This is a genomic window from Vibrio sp. V38_P2S17PM301 (assembly GCF_009904845.1).
In the GTDB taxonomy this organism is placed as follows: domain Bacteria; phylum Pseudomonadota; class Gammaproteobacteria; order Enterobacterales; family Vibrionaceae; genus Vibrio; species Vibrio proteolyticus.
This window is the reverse complement of the sequence record NZ_WXWO01000036.1, coordinates 12538-31622: the sequence shown is the minus strand read 5'-3', so window position 1 is coordinate 31622 and position 19085 is coordinate 12538. Positions and strand designations below refer to the sequence as shown.

The following is a 19085-nucleotide window of genomic DNA, read 5'->3' as shown; positions in this document are numbered from 1 at the left end:
TGCTCCAGTTGCAATGAAGTGTTGAACACAGTTTAGGCAATCCAGTGGTGGCCCGCACGGTTGAATCACGCCGCCCGTTTGGCAAAGACGACAGGCGGATCTGCCGTCTTTGTTTGTGCCTCAGGCTTTTTGAGCACCCAAGCGCTGGGCACGTTGCATCAGACGACCCACCAACACCAGAGTCACGGCGCCAATCAGTACTGGCGAAACTAAAAACGACCAGCTTTGTCCGGCCAGCATGATCAGCATTGGGTTTGCGCCGGCCGGCGGATGCGTGGTTTTCGTCAGCAGCATGCTACTGACGGCCAGACCAGTGGCGGCGGCCATTGAGAGGGGCGTGACACCGACAAACTGAACAAAGCATACGCCAATGAACGCCGTAAGCAGATGACCAAAAATGACATTTTTCGCTTGTGCCAGAGGGCTGTCAGGGACGCCGAACACCAGCACGGCAGTGGCACCGAATGGAGCCATGAGCAGAATGAATTCATGTTGTGCGCTGTCTGCCAGAGAGAGCACTGCAATGCCCAAAAACGCACCAATACCGGAGATTAATGCAAAAAGTGGATTGTTCATGATGATTTCCTTTTGGTAGACCAAGTTGTATACCTTGCATGGTAGACAGCTTGGTCTACCTGTGTCAACATGCAATCAGTGAGGTGAATCATGAGCGATAAACGGAATCTGTTGGTCGATACGGCGTTGAGGCTGTTCTATGACCACGGTGTCAACAACGTTGGCATCAACGAAGTATTGAAAGTCGCCGGAGTGGCGAAAAAAACCCTTTATCACCATTTCAGTAGTAAAGAGGCCCTGGTGCTGGCGACTCTCGAAGCGCGGGATCAGCGTTTTTTGTCCTGGTTGGATGGGTGTTTAAGTGGCCAGACGGATGATGCTGCCGTGGTGCAGGCACTGTTTCACGCGTTGGATGACTGGTTTCACGATCGGGTGACCGAGCTGGATACGTTTCGTGGCTGCTTTTTTATCAACACCTCCGCAGAGTTAGGAGAAAAGGACAGCCGCATTGCAGAGTACTGTGCGGCGCATAAACGGCATGTGCGCGCTTTGATCCGAAATCGACTTGAATGCCGTGATGCGCAGTGGCTGGATTTGCTGTGCTTGCTAAAAGAGGGCGCGATTGTGTCAGCGCACATCAGCGCAGAGCGCGATGCCGCCCTGCGTTGTATTCCCCTGGCGCTCACTCACCTCAGCCATCTCAGACATTGACACCATTCAGTCTGCCGACCAGACGTTTTTGATGTCCGGCCAGCCCCAGTTGGTGAGGGCGACGTCTTTCAACACGCCGTGAAAACGCAAAGTCTGGCGATGGTGGAACAGTGGGGTCAGCCAATACTCTGTGATCAGAGCCGAAGCCAGCGGCTCCAGCGCATCCAGATACTGGTTCAACGGGGTTTCCGCGCGCAATTGTCTCAGCGCTTCGTGAAACCACTGGCTGGCTTGGGGGCCTATCGCGTTGTGCAGCACCGGATTGTGAAATAGATTGGCGAATGCAGAGGCGTGGCGGTTGTCGTCCAGATTCATATTGGTGATGATCAGCTCTTCTGTCAGCGTATGACGTTTAGATTGTTGTATCAGTTGCCGATAAGAGTAAGTGTTTACTTTTACTCGTATGCCTTGTTGCTCGAGCAAAAAACGTATGCCTTCAGCACAGTTTTTTAACGCAGTGTAATCATAAACGGCGATAGTGAGTTTTTTGGGCAGGCGGGTTTCGGGCGCCAGAGGGCGGGTGATTTTATGCCAGCTTGGGAGCAAGTTGCTCGCCACGACGGAGCCGAACTGTGCCCCTTGTTGTTGCAGTCTCACGGCCAGTTTGTCTGCCGACAAGTAGTTGGACAGCGAGCGCCGCTGCGCTTCACTGAGTGGGCTGGCGGCATTTTGGTTAAACAGAACGAACATGCAACCGTCTTCCACTCGCGAATGTTGTGTCTCGTGCGCGTCAGACTGGGGGGGCTCTGAACTCAGATAATAATTGCAGGCAGATGTGGCGACCGCGCCAGCACCAGGCTGATTGGTGCTGATCATGGGCTGGTTTGGCTCTTGTCCCTCCAGCAACCAGATCGTGACTTGATCGGTCAGGGCCCGGCAGGCATAAAAGCGTTCAAAGGCCTGTAATTTCAGCTGACTGGAAGAGTGTTCCTGAACTTCAAACGGGCCGCTGCCAATCACATCATACGTTTGCGCGTTATTCACCTGACTGGTGGGCTGAATGGCGTAACGGACGCCAGATATCAGGCCCGCAAAACCTAAGTCGGGCTGACTGAGCGTGAATACCACCTTGTGCGGCTGAGGGGCGCTGACGGTGACCAGATGAGCCAGCTCGGTCTGATAGTCATCCAGACTGCTCAGTTTCGCGAACAGGCTGACAATGGTGTCACTGTCGATAATGTCACCATTGTGAAAAACCAGCCCGGGACGTAAGTAAAACGTCCATTGGCAGGCATTATTGGCGCATTCCCAATGGTGCGCCAGCTCTGGCTGGACGTGGCCCTTCGAATCACTCGACACCAGACAACAGTAGATCTGACGCAGAAAAAAGCGTTCGCTGGAGCGTTGCAACTGATGCGGTACCAGCCGTTCGAATGGACGTTTGTAGGTCAGTTGAATGTGCAGTCGGCCCTCACGTATTGAGGCTCCGGATGTGCTCTGCAGTAAGCGGCCGAACGATCGCTGGTCGTTGTCCAGAATGACCAGCGCCTTTTCATAGCGGCCCTGACGGACACGCTCTGCCGCCAAGAGCTGTTTCAGTTCGCTCAGCTCAATGTTGAGGATCAGAGTTGAGCGCTGATTGCGTCCGACTTTGGGCTCCCAGTTCAACCAGCCGTGTTTTTGCATCTGATTTAGCAGGTTACGCGCATGACGAAGACTAGTGAACAGCCGTTCCGCAATGTCCGACAGGGCCAGTTTAATGGGCTCCGCAATGCCCAGTGGTGCCAGACGCGAATAATAGCGCAGTAAATTCAGATCAGACACGTTGGTGCTCCCCACTTTTCAGCATACTGTCTCAGTTTACCGAAATCCGGCGCGCGAAAATAAGAAATCTTTCCCTGCTTTCGTTCCGCATTTTCGTCTCTGGCTGGTCGAAGTGGCTGATTATGACCCCTGCTACGTTTTATCCGGAAAAAAAACATCTGTAACTTGTCTCTGTTTTTCTTCCGTGTTCAGCGGCAGACTGAATATTGTCCACCGCGTTGCCAGAGAGGGCGTTGTGATGGACATCTTGTCAGTGCCTGTCAGCATTATGCTCCTGTACCCCCACGAACACGCTGTCAGGCACTGCTTTCTGTTGCACTGTTTCACGATGAAAAATGTCAATTGGCTTCCGTTTCTGCATCTCAACCGGGCATTTTGTTCAAGATGTACTTAACTGTAGTGGCATTTCATGGATAGAAAAACAGAGGGACATACATGTCATTATCACTCCAACAGGCCTATGATCTGATGCTCAACGATCTGGCTACTTTTATGAATCGGGTTCCGGTGATTGTGTACGGGGCGGGCTCCAAAGTGAATGAAGTGGATTACTACTTATCCCTACAAGGGACACAAGCCAGGGGCTGGAATCAGGGGGTGGCGACGGTCGAAAACCGTGTTCGCTTTACCCCTACTTCCCAGAGCGGAGCGAAAGGGCCAATTAAGTGCATTCACATTCCTGTGACGGAAGTGGAGAAGTTAAAGCCGGAGCACATCGTGCGGGTCAGCCATTATGACGACGCGAAGTTTCTCTGCACCACGCGCCTGTCGGGCTGTACGTTTGCGATTCGCCAGGGACAGGGCAACAGTATTGAGTTTGTCCATCTTCGGCCGACCACGGATTTCCCGGCTAAAGATTTACAGCGTGCCGCGCAAAATGAATTCCAGACATCCTTTGGTCGCGGTGATCAAAATTCGAACACCACTTATGACGACACCACTTATGACGACACCACTGCTGCAAACATTATTGGTGTAAGGAAGAACGGCTTGTGGCACATCTATGTGCAGCATTCTGATGCCCAGTTCAATGTCATTCGCAGCGAGTGCATTTACCGTCAGCCAAGCGGTGTTCAGTATGTGACCTGAGCAGGTGTCTTGTGCTGTCAAGCCACGCGGTTGCGTGGCTTTTTTTTGTACTCGAGGAAAAGTCTGAAACCCGTGTCTGGAAATTGGGACATTGGGCAAATTGCCGGCCGGAAGGAGGAAAAAAATCCGTATTGACGCTTTACTCAATGTACCTGCCTGCGTTTTTTGTCGGCTACATTGAGGATTGCTTATGTCGTTAACTCTACAACAAGCGTACGGGCTGATGCTTGATGACCTGGACACCTTTGTTCGGCGTGTTCCGCTGACCATTGCCCGCGTTGGACGAGAACTCTGCGAATGCGATTTAAGTTTGTGTCACAGCGGCACTCTGGCCACTGGCTATGACCACGGTTTACCTTGTCGTGAAAGCCGGCTGTTGCTGGTGTCTCAACCTAAAGGGCGCAGCCGCGGGCCGATACATTGTGTGTATGTCCCGGTGAACCGCCTCTGTTCGGTGGCACTGACGGAAATCGAGCACTATGCAGAGCGTTGTGGCGCTTTGTTCTTTTGCTCCCAGTTGTCCAATTGTACCCTGGACCGTATTCACGTTGCTGATGGCCATTGTGCGTTTCGCCGTCATCTAGCTCCCGGTCGTCACGCCGCGTTGCTCGGAATGAAAATGATCGATAAATGGAGGGTCTGGGTTCAGTACCAGGACGATCATGGCAACATTGTGGGTGTGATGCCGTTGTTTGGCTGCAAAAAGTTGACCCGGATGGCATAGTCAGCCGGGAAAATGGTTTTTTCTGCGTGAACTCTCCTAAGCTTTCTAGCGGATGTCACTGAAGAACGTGATGCAATCTCCCGGTTAGGGAGACGATGTTCGGCGATTCGTAGGTCATTTTACGGTATCTCGTAGAGTGACAATCCGCTTATAAATGATAAAGTTAAGCCATAGCAGAGCATTGGAAGCAGAATATGGAACGTGTCGTCGATATCAACCGCTGGAACCGGGAGCACATCAAAACTGAAGACGATCTTCAGGCGATCTTTCGTACTGTTCAAGCGGCTTTTCAGGCTCAGCCCTGGTCAGATTACGCTCAGAGAATGGCGCGGCTAGACGCGCTGTACGGTGCGTTGTTAGAGCATCAGGACGCGTTGAGCGAGGCACTGCGCCATGACTACGGTTTTCGTACCCAGTTTGATTCGACCATCTGCGATTTATTGCCATCCATTCAGCATCTGCGTCATACCAGACGTCACCTGCGTCACTGGATGAAACCGGAGAAACGTTCAGCGGGCCTGCTGTTGTCTCCGTCTTCTTTGCAGGTGCACTACCAGCCTCTTGGTGTGATCGGCGTGATTGTGCCGTGGAATTTTCCGATTTTTCTCAGCCTTGGTCCTGTGGTGACGGCAATCGCCGCGGGCAATCATGTCATGGTGAAACTGAGTGAATTTACGCCCCACACTAATGAGGTATTAAGCCGGATTTTTTCAGTGCTGGAGGGGGAAATTTACACCATCGAAGGTGGGGCAGAGATCGCAGGCTTCTTTAGCCGCCTGCCGTTTGATCATCTGCTGTTTACCGGCTCGACCAAGGTTGGGCGTCTGGTGGCTCAGGCGGCGGCGCAAAATCTCACGCCAGTGACTCTGGAGTTGGGCGGAAAGTCACCGGTGATCGTGGCAGATGATGCCGATATCAGCAAAGCCGTTGACATTGTTATGTTTGGCAAATCCAGTAATGCCGGTCAGATCTGCGTGGCACCGGACTATGTTCTGCTGCCGCAGGGCAAAGAGCAGCAGTTTATTGACCTTTACCTGCAACGTTTCGAACACTATTTTCCGGCTGGCGATTTGGGTCGGGAAATGACGCAGATCATCAATCAGGCGCAATACGACCGCCTGCAAAGGTACCTGGACGATGCGATTGAACACGGTGGGAAACTGCACACCATTGATCCGGGCAGTTCGTTACAGGGGCGACAGATGCTGCCGCACCTGGTGACTCGGGTGAAAGAGAAAATGTTGTTGATGCAGGAAGAGATTTTCGGCCCGATCTTACCCGTGATCGGTTATGCCCATTTGAGTGAAGCGATCAGTTACGTCAACAGTAAACCGCGTCCTTTAGCGTTGTATCTGATCAGCAACGATACGGTGCTGCGGCGACAAATCGTGCAACAAACTCACAGTGGAGGGGTCTGCATTAACGACACACTGATGCATGTTGCGGCGGACGATGCGCCGTTCGGGGGGATTGGTGAATCGGGGATGGGGCACTATCATGGCGTGGAAGGGTTTCGTACCATGTCGAAAGCCAAAACAGTGCTCAGTACACCGTCCTGGTTGCCCCGTGGCCGTTGGTTGCTGTGTTACGCCAAATCGGCAGAAAAACTCCTCAATAGACTGTTTGTTCGCTGACTTTTCTCAAATATCTCGGTGAGATTGCTTTTCAATTCACAGTGAAAGCAATACCATATGTCCTCGTTCGCTCGCAGAGTGAACGAGGACATTTAATTTTTTAATTCTCAGGGCGGGGCGGAATTCCCCACCGGCGGTATATCCAGTTTGGATCAGCCCGCGAGCGCTCGATTCGTCGAGGTCAGCAGATCTGGTGAGAAGCCAGAGCCGACGGTTACAGTCCGGATGAGAGAGAATGACAATCCACCAGTACGCACCCCGCGCACTGGTGCACTTCGTTTTGGATTTTATCCCTCATAAACAGCCCTGATTCTGGTGATTTTTAGGAGTTAAACCATGAATCAGTCATCTTTGCTTGCCGAGTTCGGCGATCCGATTGTCCGCGTAGAAAACGCACTGACGGCCCTGCGTGAAGGCCGTGGCGTATTGCTGCTGGACGACGAGGACCGCGAGAACGAAGGCGACATCATTTATTCTGTAGAACATCTGACGAGCGCTCAAATGGCGCTGATGATCCGTGAGTGCAGCGGGATTGTGTGTTTGTGTCTGACCGACGAGCAGGCCAATAAGCTGGAATTGCCGCCTATGGTGGAGAACAACAACAGTGCCAATCAGACCGCTTTTACGGTGTCTATTGAAGCCAAAGTAGGCGTAACCACGGGCGTGTCGGCGCAAGATCGTGTCACCACGATTAAAACGGCAGCCAACCCGGAAGCCAAGCCGGATGACTTAGCTCGTCCAGGGCATGTTTTCCCGCTGCGTGCACGCGCTGGCGGAGTGATGACACGTCGCGGTCATACCGAAGGGACGGTTGATCTGATGCAAATGGCTGGGTTGCAACCCGCCGGGGTGTTGTGTGAAGTGACCAATCCAGATGGCACCATGGCCAAAGTGCCAGAGATTGTTGCGTTTGGCAAACGGCACAACATGCCAGTACTCACTATTGAAGATATGGTGCAATACCGCCTGCAACATGAGTTGAAGCTGGCATAAAGACAAACGAAATCTTTGTTCGCACTAACCAAAAGGCGTGGGTATTCCGCGCCTTTTTACTCGCGGGAGTCGGCAAACTCGGCGACCACAAAGTCGATGAAAGTCCGCAGCCCTTTAGATTGATATTTGTCGCGATGAGAGATGACGGAGAAGTCGACACCGGGCACGTGCCATTGCTCAAATACTTCCTCCAGCTCTCCGGCATCAATATGAGACTGACAGTAGATTCTCGGCACACGAACAATACCGTTGCCATTTACGGCGCCTTTCACCAACACCCGTCCGTTTTTACAGTGTAAATGTCCCTGTAACTGAATATCAAACGGTTCACCGCTGCAGTGATGCACGAAATTCCAGCGTGTGACCGAACCAAGCAGGCAATGATGTTGACCCAGCTGTTTCGGATGCTGCGGCCGTCCGTAACGTTGCAGGCAGTCTGGGCTCGCTAGCGTTCCCATCTCAACTGACATCAGTTTGTGAGCAGTGAAATCCTATTCATGTGGACCGACCTCACAGACAATGAGGGATTAATTGTCAAAAATAGGAAATAATTTATTGAACAATGTTTTTAATCTGGAATTATATAGATTCCTTATAGCGGTCTGACAATTAAGACTAAGCTCAGACCTAGAACAGCAAATAATGAGAATAACTGTGGATAGCAACAAATTAGTTATCGTTGAAGATGATGTAAAACTGCAGAAAATGCTGGGAGACTATTTTTTGTCTCAAGGGTTTAACGTCACACTTGTGGCAGAAGGGAGTCAGGCGGCGGAGGTGATCCTCGCCGAGCAGCCCGCGTTGGTGATGTTGGACTTAATGTTGCCGGGCAAAGACGGATTAAGTGTCTGCCGTGAAATTCGCGAGCATTATCAGGGCAAAATCATGATGCTGACTGCCAGCAATGACGACTTCGACCATGTGGCCGCGTTGGAAATTGGCGCGGATGATTTTGTCACCAAGCCAATCAAGCCACGGGTGTTGCTGGCGCGTGTCCGGATGCTGTTGCGTCGTCCGGAAATCAAGGAGCATAAATGCGATGAGAAAAGTCGCCAGTTCGGTAAGTTGTCTCTCAACTGTTTGCGTCGCGAGTGTTTACTCGACGGTGAGACGGTGGCGCTGACCGATGGTGAATTTGATCTGTTGTGGCTGCTTGCGTCTCACCCTGAAGAGATCCTTTCACGCGAGAGTCTGACCCGTACTCTGCGGGGCATTGAGTACGACGGGACGGATCGCACCATTGATAACCGCGTGGCGATTTTGCGTCGCAAACTGGCGGACGTCAGTGTGCCTCCCAAGCGGATCCTGACTGTGCGCGGTAAAGGGTATATGTTCCTGCCGGATGCGTGGAACTGAGTCACGGAGCCACTATGAAACGCATGTACATTGAGGCCTTTGTGGGCCTAATCGCGCTGTTTTTTGCTACTTTGCTGGGTTATGAGCTGATCGTGTACGAGTTCAATACGGATTACGACTACGTGTTGGAAGAGTATCAAGCCGAAGCGATGCACACGCTGATGATGCCGACCTACCTCAATCGGGGAGAGGAGGCTGCGGTCAACAAGGTGCAACACTACGCAGACAAAACCAGTATGATCCTCAGTCGTTATCATCGCGCGGAACTGCCGACCGAGATCGGTCAGGCCTTTGCTGCCGATCCGCAGCGGATGGTCAAGTTTGATGATGACCGCAATATCTGGTTCCGCTTTGATGAACACTCCTATTTCTACAGTCTGTTTCCAGACGAAGAGTCGCCGCTGCGCAAAGCGATCGCATTTGATGACAACTTACTGTGGGTGTTCTTCCTTGGTGGGTTTGCGCTCTACTGTGTGCTGCTGATTTGGTTTCTCAGCCGCCGGAGCCGCGCGCTTGAACGTACCACGCTGGCATTCGCCTCAGGGGATCTGACGGCACGAGCCGATACATCCAGCGCCCGTTCGGTGGGCTCACTCAACAAAAGCTTTAACCTGATGGCGGACAAAATCTCTACCCTGATCACCAGCAATAAGCTGCTGACCGATGCGGTGGCACACGAACTGCGCACGCCGCTGTTTCGTTTGCAGTGGCAGGCGGATTTGCTCGCCGATACGCCGCTGACACCCGAGCAGCGCGATACAGTGAACAGCATCGTTGAAGATATTGATGATATGAGTGAGCTGGTGGAAGAGCTGCTCTACTATGCCAAAATGGAGCGCACGGATATGCCGATCCAAGCGCAGGACGTCGATGTGCAGCAGTGGCTGGCGCCGTTGATGCAGCGTTGGCAAGGCGAAACCGATAAACAACTGACTCTGGAGGTGACGGCGTCGGTCGGCACGGCTCGTCTTGATCCTCACTTGTTGCGCCGCGCATTGGATAATCTGGCTCGTAATGCGATGCGCTATGCCGATCAACACATCATGCTCAAAGTTGAACGTGAACAAGAAACGTTGCGACTTGAGGTGCATGATGACGGGCAGGGTATCGAACCCAAGGAATGGCCGTATCTGTTCGATGCGTTTTACAGTGCCGACAAAGCGCGTAACAAGGCCACCAGTGGTCATGGTCTGGGTTTGGCCATCGTCCGGCAGATTGCCTTGTTGCACGATGGTGCCGTGGAAGTGGGTGACAGCCCGCTGGGCGGAGCCTGTTTTACCATTCTGATATGACGTTGATCATCGATTTCCCCCTTCTTACATAGCCGGACATTCTGTTACACGGACCAGACAGAATCCGAGTAATCAAACAGTGTACATTTCCCGTTCTGTCACTGAACGAGGAAATGTACATGATTAGCCTTCCCCTTTGTTTCAACTGCCATGAGCATTCAGATCCGTGTCTTCGATATTGTTTGAGCGCTGGTACGGTTCAGGCAGCACTCGCGCCACTTTGCGTGGATACCCGCTTGCGATATTGCGTTGGTGGTCATCAGTGTGTGCTATCGGTTGGGGCCCATTCATTGGCGGTTTTCACAAATTGTTCACGTCCGCTGGCGTAAAGTGCCCGAGACTCATAGCCATGCATACCAGGACGGACCCCCGTTCGTGCTGGATCCCGTGTAATCCAGAAAGTAGTAGGTAGAAAGTGAAGCCAGGTAAATCAGGTGTTCGTCGAGTGGTCGATGCGACCGGTTATTCTATCCAAGGGCTGAAGTCAGCTTGGCAACATGAAGCCGCATTCCGTCAGGAAGCGGTGTTGACGGTTATCTTGAGTGTCGCGGCTTTTGCTTTGCCGGTCACTCATCTCGAACGGATTGCCATGATTGGCAGTTTGCTGTTGGTGGTGATTGTTGAACTGATTAACTCGGCGATTGAAGCCGTGGTGGATCGTATCAGTGATGACTGGCATGAATTGAGTGGCCGGGCCAAGGACATCGGCTCTTCGGCGGTATTTGTTGCGCTGGGATTGGCGCTGTTTGTCTGGGGTTCGATCCTGCTTTGAGTTTGCCTATGAAACCACAACGCTTTTCCCAAACGGGCGTTTCGTACGTCTCATTTACTTTATGGTTAGCCCTGTTTTTTACCTTGGTGGTGAACCTTCCGGTTTACAAAGAACTGTATCAGGTATTGAGTCAACTGGAAGCGGTGGATCCCGGATTTGTTGTGTCTGTCCCGGTGTTTTTTGCCGCGGTGCTCAACCTGTTGTTCAACGTTTTCAGCTGGCCGCGGATCGCCAAGCCATTTTTTATTGCTCTGGTGTTGGTATCGGCCTTGGTCAGTTATGCCGAGTTTAATTATGGTTCAGTGTTCGATCAGGAGATGATCACCAACATCATCGAAACGGATACCACTGAAGCCGGATCATACCTCAGCGTTTACTCGGTAGTGTGGACCTTACTGATGGGCGTGCTACCGGCGTTGATAATTTATAACGTTAAGCTGAAACAAGAACGCACTGTGGCCAAACTGGTGCTAAAAAAAGGCGCCTCAATGCTGGTGTCACTGCTGGTTGTGGCGGCAGTTGCGGGTGTGTTTTATCAAGATTACGTGTCGGTTGGCCGGAACAACAAATACCTGGTGCGTCTGATCATCCCGACCCAATGGGTTCACGCCACCAACAGTTATATCAAAGAGACGTATTTCACCACGCCACAACCGTACCAACAGATTGGTCTGGATGCGAAGCAAACACCACAGGCTTTGCAGCAAGCTGAAGTCAAGCCGACTCTGTTGGTACTGGTGGTGGGGGAAACAGCGCGCGCTCAGAATTATCCGGAAAACGGCTATGCGCGTGACACCACACCGTTTACCCGCGAGCTGGACATTGTGAAGTTTGAGGACGTAGCTTCATGCGGTACCGCAACGGCGATCTCGGTGCCATGTATGTTTTCGGCGCTGAATCGTCAAACATTCAATCGACAGCAAGCGGATAATCAGGACAATCTGCTGGACCTTTTGCAACGGGCTCAAGTGTCGGTGCTGTGGAAAGAGAACGACGGTGGCGACAAGAAGGTCGCCAAAAACGTCAATAAAATCGTGGTGGATCGCAAACGTCAGGATGCTCAATGCCAGAACGGCTCGTGTTACGACACCGCGTTGCTGGAGCAGTTTGATGACAACGTGGCTGCGATGAAAGGCAACCGGGTGCTGGTGCTGCATCTAATGGGTAGCCATGGCCCGACGTACTTCCGCCGTTACCCTGAGAGCATGAGCGAGTACCAACCGGAGTGCGCGCAGGCCGACATAGAAAACTGTTCAGTGGATGAGATCGTCAACACCTACGACAACACGTTGCGTTACACCGATTACGTATTGAAGAAAACTATTAATAAATTGTCGTCTCTTCAGGAACGTTATAATACCGCGCTGGTCTATATCTCCGATCACGGTGAATCGTTGGGCGAAAATGGCCTCTTCCTGCATGGAATGCCCTACAGTCTGGCACCGGATTATCAGAAACGTGTGCCGATGTGGGTTTGGATGTCACCAGGCTTTCAGCAGAGCAAGCACGTAAATTATGACTGCCTCAAACAAGAGGCAACCCGTAAAAATACTTATTCTCAGGACAATCTGTTCCACTCGGTCCTGGGAGTCATGGATGTTCACACTCAGGAATATCAGTTCGCTCTGGATGTATTCCGCACCTGTCGACGTAGTTAGGATGTATTGATGTCGTTTTTCTCTCTGTTGGAGCCGGTCAAGCAAGTGACCGGCGTGATGTTCCCTATGCTGATGCTGTTTGTATCCGGCGTGATAATTTTGACCATTTCCCGCACCTTGTTGTGTGTCTGGCAGAGAGAGCGCGTGTCCAACGCCCGTGGCTGGAAGCCGATCTTTGTGTCTGGATTGCGCATGGACGTTGTCAGCTTATGTTATCTGGTGATCCTGCCGTGTCTGCTCACCCCTCTGTTGGTGGGCGTGCCTTATTTGGGTCAAGCCTGGTTGGTATTGCTGTCGCTATGGATCACGTTCGGTTTGTGGTTGCTGGTCTATATGGAAGCAGCGACGCCGTTTTTCATTGAAGAGTACGACGTGCGTCCGAATCGTTTTTTTGTCGAATACCTCATCTACCCAAAAGAAGTGATGAGCATGATGTGGCAGGGCTACAAGCTTGAACTGGCATTTGGCCTGGCGATCTCGCTGTCAACGCTCTACTTTGGCTGGCAGTTTTCCGATTATTTAGTGCAGGGATTATCGGCCCCGGAATGGTACTGGCGGCCTGTGGTCGCACTCGGCGCGGTTGCGCTTTGCGTACTGGGTGCCCGTTCCAGTTTAGGCCATCGTGGTATCAACCCATCAATGATTGCCTTCTCCCATGACAACTTGATGAACGATTTTGCGCTTAACTCGACCTACTCGGTGTTGTACGCGCTGAAATTGATGCGCAAAGTGGCGGACTCATCCAAGATGTATCCGTCGATGCCGATCGACGACATTGTACAAACGGTGCAACAGAACAGCCAGTTGCCCGCCAGTGCCTTTAGCGAACCACACTTGCCGACATTGGCGTACCGCGAAGCAAGTTACGCTGGACGACGTAAAAACATCGTGATTTTGCTTCAGGAGAGCCTGGGAGCACGCTTTGTTGGGGGCCTAGGCGGTTTACCACTGACGCCGAACCTGGACCGACTGATGCAAGAGAGCTGGAATCTGACTCGTTTGTACGCAACCGGGACCCGTTCGATCCGGGGGATTGAAGCGGTCACCACGGGCTTTTTTCCTACTCCGGCGAATGCCGTGGTGAAACTGCCGAAGAGTCAGCACAATTTTTACTCTCTGGCTCAAACCCTCAAAGCCGAAGATTACCATACGCAATTCATCTACGCCGGAGAGAGCCATTTCGACAATATGAAAGGCTTTCTGCTGGGGAATGGGTTTGTCGATGTACAGGATCTGCCTACTTTCAGCAATCCGGAGTTTGTTGGCTCCTGGGGGGCGTGCGATGAAGATCTTTACCGTAAGGCGCATGAGCAGTTCAGTATGCTTTCGCAGCAGGAGACACCTTTCTTCAGTTTGGTGTTCACCACCACCAACCACTCTCCATACGAGTATCCGCAAGGCAAAATTGAACCGTATAATCAGCCGGCCGCCACGCGGGAAAATACCGTCAAATATTCCGATTACGCGCTGGGTCAGTTCCTTGAGCAGGCGAAGCAATCGGATTACTGGGATGATACCATTTTTGTTTTGGTTGCCGATCATGACTCACGTGCGTATGGGGATCAGGTCGTGCCGATTGATTGTTTCCATATACCGGCGGTGATATTTGGTGGTGGTGTATCGGCGCGCGAGGACGATCGCTTAACCAGCCAGATTGATTTACCGCCAACGCTACTGTCTCTGGCGGGGATCAGTGCCTACCACCCCATGTGTGGACACGATCTGACGCAAGAGGTGGCGCCGCATAAACGCCGGGCGGTGATGCAGTTCCATCAGAATTTTGCCTGGCTGAATGAGGACAACCACGCGGTGGTTTTTCAGCCAGATAAAGCGGCCATGGGATGTCATTATGATCCGGTCGGACACACGTTGACGCAGTGCGAATTGCCGGAAAGCGAACTCAGAACTGCCAACGCCTTCGCACTCTGGGGCAGCGTCTGCTACAAGCAGGATTTCTATCAGTGGGACAAGATAGAGTCGGCGGCGCGCCGGTAAACGAACCTGATGTTAAACGCCTGCTCAGCTGAGCGGGCGTTTATCATTTCACCGCAAGCACTTGGTTTGGCAGGAAAGGGTTTTCCCTCCTACACTCAACACTAAGCTCAGTATTTTTATTTAAAACAGCAAGTAAGAGCACCTGTACAGCGGCGCCGATTCGAGTTTGGCGTACCACGATTTCACCATGTGTTGCTGGGATGCTCAATCAATGGCGGCGGTTATGTTTCGATCCTCACTTGTATACATGGCAGGGATCGCATCGTTGTTCAGTTTTTCAGTCAGCGCTGGTCTGCGCTCTACTCCGATGCGAATCTACTCCCAGGCACCTTATCAGTCCACGGTGCTCACTACTCAGCTGCGCTCTGCTTTTACGCCAGAGAGCAGCGAACTGTTCGCGATAGGAACGGTGGCCAGTATCTGGGCCAGAAATGAAGACTACCAGCTCGACTATTACCAAAATCAGGTGTTTGCTGGGATTCAGTGGGCGTTGAGCCCGCGTTGGACGGCGGAATTTCAGTATCAGTTCGGCTGGGCCGGAAATAATCATTTGGATAGCCTGACCATTGATTTTCATGACTTTTTTGGCTTGGATCAAAACGGCCGGGATGAAGTGGATAAGCACCAGTTTACTATCGCCAACGAACGCTACGGCATTCAGGTGAGTGACTTTGAAGATGAGGTGGTTGTCCGCGCACTGCACGGCTACCTCCAGTATCGATTGTGGCAGCAGCCAAACCATGCGCTCGCGTTGGGCGCCAGCCTGTATTACAACGACGTGGATGACTATCCGTTCACCACGCACAGCTTTGAGCAAGGTTTGCAGCTCAATTACAGCTATCAGTCCGGCGCCCATGCCTGGTTTTCCACCGTCGGGGTCACCCATCGCAAGCCAGATCGGATGATCCTCAACAGCCTGCCGAGTAAAGCCTACAGCTGGGCTGTCGCTATGGGGTACGGCTACCGATTCTGGACACGTCATGAAGTGCTGCTGGAGTATCACGGTTATGAAGGCATCCTAGACGACGACAGCGACCTGTCCGATGTCACCAACGAAGTGATTCTCGGCTACCGTTATTATTTCGATCGTCTGCTGGTGGAGTTCTCGGCTACTGAAAATGTGTTCAACATGGATAACTCCACAGACATAGCATTCAGTTTAGGCCTGCGTTATCACTTCTCGTCCTCAGGCTGACGGCCGCAAAATATCCTGCTGCCATGCCTCGGCGATAAAATCGATGAACTGCCTGACTAAGGGAGACTGGTAGCTGCGTGACAGATACACGGCCCACAACTTACTGACCGGAATGTAGTAGTCGTTGAGAACAGAGATCAGACGGCCGTCAGCCAGCAGTGGGTTGGCTAAATCACACGGCAGACGAATCACACCCACGCCATCTTTCGCTGCCTGCATCAGCGTCAGTACATCGTTGGCCTTGATGTTGCCACCAACCTGTACCTGAAATGGCTGATTGTGGCGCACAAACTCCCAGCGATGTGCGTCAAGATGAACCAGACAGTTGTGCTGTTTGAGATCGTCCGGATGAGCAGGAACGCCGTGTTCGGCCAGGTAATCCGGAGCGGCGCAGATCACCGCGTCGATGGCCATCAGCTGACGAGCGATCAGGTGATCGTCTGGCTGGTGAGTATAACGCAAAGCGATATCCACGCGCTCATCAACCAGTTGCGAAAATCGGTCTGAGGCGAGGATGTCGATGGTCACCTGTGGGTGCTGGCGAGTAAACGCCGTTACCACGTGAATCAACATGTGCTGCGCCAACCCGATTGGCGAGGCGACACGAATCGTACCTGATAAGGAGTCCCGATGTAGCATCGAGTCCAGCTCCAATGCCGTGGTTTCGCTGAGAATGCGCTCGCAACGAACCAATGCGTCTTCGCCGGCGCTGGTCAGGCTGACTTTGCGGGTGGTGCGATGCAACAGCCTTTGCTTCAGCCAGTTTTCGACGTCCTGTACGTGACGTGAAACCTGCAAGCGACTGAGTGAGAGGTTGTCGGCGGCTTTGGTGAAGCTAGCGGTGTTGGCGACCTCAACAAAACTGCGGATAGCGGTAATACGATCCATAGCAAGACTCTATTAGTAAACTATACTGATACAATCTACATCAATATTGCGTATTTATCGCCAATTAGTTCACTACTAAACTGCAATGGTTGTTCGGAAACTGATATGAATTGAAAAGAGTGAGGAGAACGCAATGAAAGTAGCAGTATTGGGTGCATCAGGTTGGATTGGCGGTCACATTGTGGCAGAAGCCGTTGCTCGTGGTCATCAGGTGGTGGCATTGGTTCGTGATACGAGCAAAGTGACCCGAGATGATGTGGAAGTCCGTGAGTTCGATTTGCTGGCTGAAGGTGCCGATTTGGCAAAAGCGGTTGAGGGCGTAGACGCGGTCATTTCAGCCATTGGTGGTCGCGCTGCCGGCAATCACGACATCGTGGTTCAAACCGCAGAGACACTGTTGCAAGCTTTGCCTCAACACGGGGTAAACCGCCTGCTTTGGGTCGGAGGTGCCGGCTCTCTGGAAGTTGCACCGGGCGTGGCTCTGATCAGCCTGCCAGACTTTCCTGAAGCATACAAACCAGAAGCAGAAGTGATGGGTCAGGCATTGGCCGTGTTCCGTGCCAGCGACAGTACCTTGAACTGGACCTTTGTCAGCCCGGCGGCTGAGATATTCCCCGGCGAGAAACAAGCACCTTACCGCGTGGGCGGTGATCAACTGCTGAGCGATGAAGAGGGCAACAGCCGAATTTCCGTCAGTGACTACGCCGTGGCTATGATAGATGAACTTGAACGATCGCAGTACCCGCAACAGCGCATCGGAGTCGCATACTAAGAGATGCACGAAAAACCCGCCATCGGCGGGTTTTTCGTGTTGTTAAGTGGTTGAAATTATTTGGAAATGTTTTTGTTTCGTCCACATTTATCCCTTTGCTTTCGTTTGTTAAGTGTTTTTACTCATGGTAAATGCACGAACTATTCTGTAGATCTTACCGAGTTTAGATGGAGGCAGAGTAAGTACACTTAAAAACATCATAATGAAGCTAATTACGCGATATTTGGTGTCAACGATGACGGTACCAAAACTTACAAGAAACCAACTATCATGAAACCTTTGATTGAAAAGAATGCCGTAATGCTGACTCACAGCATAACCCATGAATAGTATGTATATAACAAATACAAGGCTACTTTCTGTTTTGGTGTACTTGGATGATAGGAAATGACCGACAACCAAAGAGACGGTACTTAATGCTAAATATAGGAAAAGATCCATTATTCTTCCTCAGTTAGATATGGAGTTGTAGCACTCCTTGTGGTCTCAATGTTGGCGCCCACTTCAACAAACAATGCGGATCTAGACATTGTTTTCCATCCTTTACTGTAATCCATTGCAGAATAGCGGAAAAGTTTGAACTGACTTGCTCCTGATACATTGGCGTTTGCAGCTGGCTTTAATGTGTTCTTCAATCCGTAGGCGCTAGTAGCCAAATCAACTGTTGCATATGCTAAATCACCATCACGCTCGTTCATGCCTAATGATTTGGCTGCTTTACGGTAACCATCTCGCAAATATCCAGAGCCATCACCATAATTACCGGTATATTGACCTTTCCAGTTTTGCACCACGTTACCTGTGATGTTGTAGGAGTTTTCATATATGTTGTTTCCCCCATGTAGGAACATTGGCGCTCCTACAGTGGTACACCATGACATACCTGTAAAGGAAAATACTGATTCAGTGACACATAATCCATATCCAGTAGAAAGTTGCCCAATACCAGCAATTAAGCCGATACCATATCTACCGATTTCTAGAGCTTGATCTATTAAGCTTTGGCGTTCCTGTTTAACTAGGCCTACGATTCGATTTTTTGCCAATATTCCATTTTCATAGTCATCCCGTAAGCACTTTCCCAAAAATCTGTATTCTTCCCGAAATTGATGTTGAATCAATGGATCGTTCAGGTAACTCATACTGTACATATTGGCTTGATTAATCAGGCCTCGAATTGCCAGCTTTACTTCATCATCATCCATTTCTTTGAGAAGGGTACTCATTGGAATTTCTCAACTGCGTCAGAGAAAGGTTGAAGCCACGATGCAAATGCTCCTGTATTGGCACCTACGTGACGCCAATTAATATCTCGATAAGCTATGGTAACTGTTTCTTGCATTTCATTTTCATTGAAATCAATAACATGTGGCATGTGTGTGGAAAGTGATCGTATAAGAGCTCCAGTAAGGTTGATTTCGTAGAAGAGTTCATTCCCGCCTTTCGGAGTCGGACGATAAAACGTCAAACGACACTTTAGTTCTTCACCATCAGAGCAAGCTTGAGCGAGAATAGGTGATGCTTTATCAATTCTCTTAACTATTTGAATCGGCATGTGAATAGATCGATTGTCATGTGCAATAGAATGAGAGAATGACAACACAGTGATTTCATCTTCATGGCCAAGTTGGAAGTTGTTCCCCATAGAAAGCAGCGTGTTACAGCCAGTGGAAAGGCACCCAGTTGTAGTGCTTTCAATAGATAGGTAAGCGATAGTACTCATGAT

Annotated in this window: 17 protein-coding genes, 1 pseudogene and 1 riboswitch; of the genes and pseudogenes, 12 read left to right on the top strand and 6 right to left on the bottom strand. The window is 51.2% G+C overall.

Annotated elements, in window-relative coordinates; genetic code table 11:
• Nucleotides 1-120 precede the first annotated feature (120 nt).
• Nucleotides 121-576 (bottom strand): HPP family protein, encoded by a 456-nt coding sequence (locus tag CAG64_RS08325; RefSeq protein ID WP_161447509.1) that lies wholly within the window; start codon nt 574-576, stop codon nt 121-123.
• Between the two features lie 90 nt (nt 577-666).
• Between CAG64_RS08325 and CAG64_RS08320 the strand changes: the two genes are divergently transcribed.
• Entirely contained in the window at nt 667-1227 is a 561-nt protein-coding gene (locus CAG64_RS08320) for a TetR/AcrR family transcriptional regulator (RefSeq protein ID WP_161447511.1), read from the top strand.
• Nucleotides 1228-1233: 6 nt separating this feature from the next.
• Here the strand turns inward: CAG64_RS08320 and CAG64_RS08315 are convergent, their stop codons facing one another.
• On the bottom strand, nt 1234-2991 hold the full coding sequence (locus tag CAG64_RS08315) for an SgrR family transcriptional regulator (protein WP_161447513.1): 1758 nt from the start codon (nt 2989-2991) through the stop codon (nt 1234-1236).
• Nucleotides 2992-3426: 435 nt separating this feature from the next.
• Between CAG64_RS08315 and CAG64_RS08310 the strand changes: the two genes are divergently transcribed.
• From CAG64_RS08310 to ribB, 4 genes are all read left to right on the top strand, one after another.
• Nucleotides 3427-4080: a hypothetical protein gene (locus CAG64_RS08310; RefSeq protein WP_161447515.1), complete on the top strand. Its 654-nt coding sequence runs from the start codon at nt 3427-3429 to the stop codon at nt 4078-4080.
• A 190-nt stretch (nt 4081-4270) separates the two neighbouring features.
• On the top strand, nt 4271-4804 hold the full coding sequence (locus tag CAG64_RS08305) for a hypothetical protein (RefSeq protein ID WP_021706775.1): 534 nt from the start codon (nt 4271-4273) through the stop codon (nt 4802-4804).
• Between the two features lie 194 nt (nt 4805-4998).
• Entirely contained in the window at nt 4999-6438 is a 1440-nt protein-coding gene (locus tag CAG64_RS08300; protein WP_161447517.1) for a coniferyl aldehyde dehydrogenase, read from the top strand.
• A 99-nt stretch (nt 6439-6537) separates the two neighbouring features.
• Nucleotides 6538-6679, top strand: a riboswitch (FMN riboswitch).
• Nucleotides 6680-6774: 95 nt separating this feature from the next.
• On the top strand, nt 6775-7431 hold the full coding sequence (ribB, locus tag CAG64_RS08295) for a 3,4-dihydroxy-2-butanone-4-phosphate synthase (protein ID WP_161447519.1): 657 nt from the start codon (nt 6775-6777) through the stop codon (nt 7429-7431).
• Nucleotides 7432-7487: 56 nt separating this feature from the next.
• Here the strand turns inward: ribB and CAG64_RS08290 are convergent.
• Nucleotides 7488-7910: pseudogene (locus CAG64_RS08290) on the bottom strand (LysR substrate-binding domain-containing protein); the annotation flags it as partial.
• A gap of 163 nt (nt 7911-8073) precedes the next feature.
• Between CAG64_RS08290 and CAG64_RS08285 the strand changes: the two are divergent.
• The 6 genes from CAG64_RS08285 (at nt 8074) to CAG64_RS08260 (ending at nt 15699) form a co-directional block, all read left to right on the top strand.
• Nucleotides 8074-8787 (top strand): response regulator, encoded by a 714-nt coding sequence (locus tag CAG64_RS08285; protein ID WP_040903067.1) that lies wholly within the window; start codon nt 8074-8076, stop codon nt 8785-8787.
• Between the two features lie 14 nt (nt 8788-8801).
• Nucleotides 8802-10079 carry an ATP-binding protein gene (locus tag CAG64_RS08280; RefSeq protein ID WP_161488725.1) on the top strand — a complete coding sequence of 426 codons (1278 nt, stop codon included), beginning with the start codon at nt 8802-8804 and terminating at the stop codon, nt 10077-10079.
• A gap of 415 nt (nt 10080-10494) precedes the next feature.
• Nucleotides 10495-10851 (top strand): diacylglycerol kinase, encoded by a 357-nt coding sequence (locus tag CAG64_RS08275; RefSeq protein ID WP_021706781.1) that lies wholly within the window; start codon nt 10495-10497, stop codon nt 10849-10851.
• 8 nt (nt 10852-10859) lie between these two features.
• Complete coding sequence (locus CAG64_RS08270; protein WP_161488724.1) at nt 10860-12509, top strand: phosphoethanolamine transferase; 1650 nt, start codon at nt 10860-10862, stop codon at nt 12507-12509.
• Between the two features lie 9 nt (nt 12510-12518).
• The gene (locus CAG64_RS08265) at nt 12519-14504 is read left to right on the top strand and encodes an LTA synthase family protein (RefSeq protein ID WP_202600937.1); all 1986 of its coding nucleotides are present in this window, start codon (nt 12519-12521) and stop codon (nt 14502-14504) included.
• Between the two features lie 223 nt (nt 14505-14727).
• On the top strand, nt 14728-15699 hold the full coding sequence (locus tag CAG64_RS08260) for a DUF3187 family protein (protein WP_161488723.1): 972 nt from the start codon (nt 14728-14730) through the stop codon (nt 15697-15699).
• Here the strand turns inward: CAG64_RS08260 and CAG64_RS08255 are convergent.
• Nucleotides 15691-16587: a LysR family transcriptional regulator gene (locus tag CAG64_RS08255; RefSeq protein WP_161488722.1), complete on the bottom strand. Its 897-nt coding sequence runs from the start codon at nt 16585-16587 to the stop codon at nt 15691-15693. The genes CAG64_RS08260 and CAG64_RS08255 overlap by 9 nt on opposite strands.
• A 133-nt stretch (nt 16588-16720) precedes the next feature.
• Here CAG64_RS08255 and CAG64_RS08250 point away from each other — a divergent pair, with 133 nt between their 5' ends.
• A complete protein-coding gene (locus tag CAG64_RS08250) occupies nt 16721-17359 on the top strand; it encodes an NAD(P)-dependent oxidoreductase (protein WP_021706786.1) in 639 nt (212 codons plus the stop codon).
• A 440-nt stretch (nt 17360-17799) separates the two neighbouring features.
• Here the strand turns inward: CAG64_RS08250 and CAG64_RS08245 are convergent, their stop codons facing one another.
• Together CAG64_RS08245 and CAG64_RS08240 are read right to left on the bottom strand one after the other, a co-directional pair.
• Nucleotides 17800-18585, bottom strand: coding sequence for a DUF4225 domain-containing protein (locus CAG64_RS08245; protein ID WP_161488721.1), 786 nt, complete (start codon nt 18583-18585; stop codon nt 17800-17802).
• Nucleotides 18582-19082, bottom strand: coding sequence for an Hcp family type VI secretion system effector (locus CAG64_RS08240; RefSeq protein WP_161488720.1), 501 nt, complete (start codon nt 19080-19082; stop codon nt 18582-18584). Before CAG64_RS08240 ends, CAG64_RS08245 begins: the two co-directional genes overlap by 4 nt.
• Nucleotides 19083-19085: the final 3 nt, after the last annotated feature.